Below are 496 nucleotides of genomic sequence, written 5' to 3'. Positions count from 1 at the left end.
CATCAGCGGAAGGTTTCACTTCTCCATTCGATGTTGGCTTATTTGGCTTAGAAGGAAGCGATGCCTTTTCTTCTTCCTTATTTTTCACAATATGTTTAATAATTTCTCCATCCTCTTTTATTTCAAATGCGAATGTCTCTTCATTTATTACATATCCATTTGGTGCTATTGTTTCTTTATACGTGTACTTTCCGTATGGTAGTTTGAATTTCGCTATACCTTGCTCATTTGTTTTTCCTTTTACTACTTCTTTCCCTTGTTCATTGTAGATTGTAAATTCTGCGTTCGGTAACTTCGTATTTCCATCCGCTACATCTATTTTCGTTATTTCTAACTCACCTTCTACCTTCTTATCTTGAACGATATGTTTAATAATTTCTCCATTCTCTTTTATTTCAAATGCGAACGTCTCTTCATTTATTACATATCCATTCGGCGCTATTGTTTCTTTATACGTGTATTTTCCGTATGGCAGTTTGAATTTCGCTATACCTTG

The 496-nt window shown here is 34.3% G+C and carries 1 protein-coding gene; it reads right to left on the bottom strand.

The window, feature by feature from the left end:
* The coding region (locus tag MR079_RS28380) for an MSCRAMM family protein (protein ID WP_242295086.1) at nt 1-496 on the bottom strand (496 nt) is incomplete at both ends.

This window comes from Bacillus cereus group sp. BfR-BA-01381 (genome assembly GCF_022663555.1).
Lineage (GTDB): Bacteria > Bacillota > Bacilli > Bacillales > Bacillaceae_G > Bacillus_A > Bacillus_A pacificus.
Note: the sequence above shows the minus strand (reverse complement) of the source record. Positions and strands in the feature narration are given on the sequence as shown.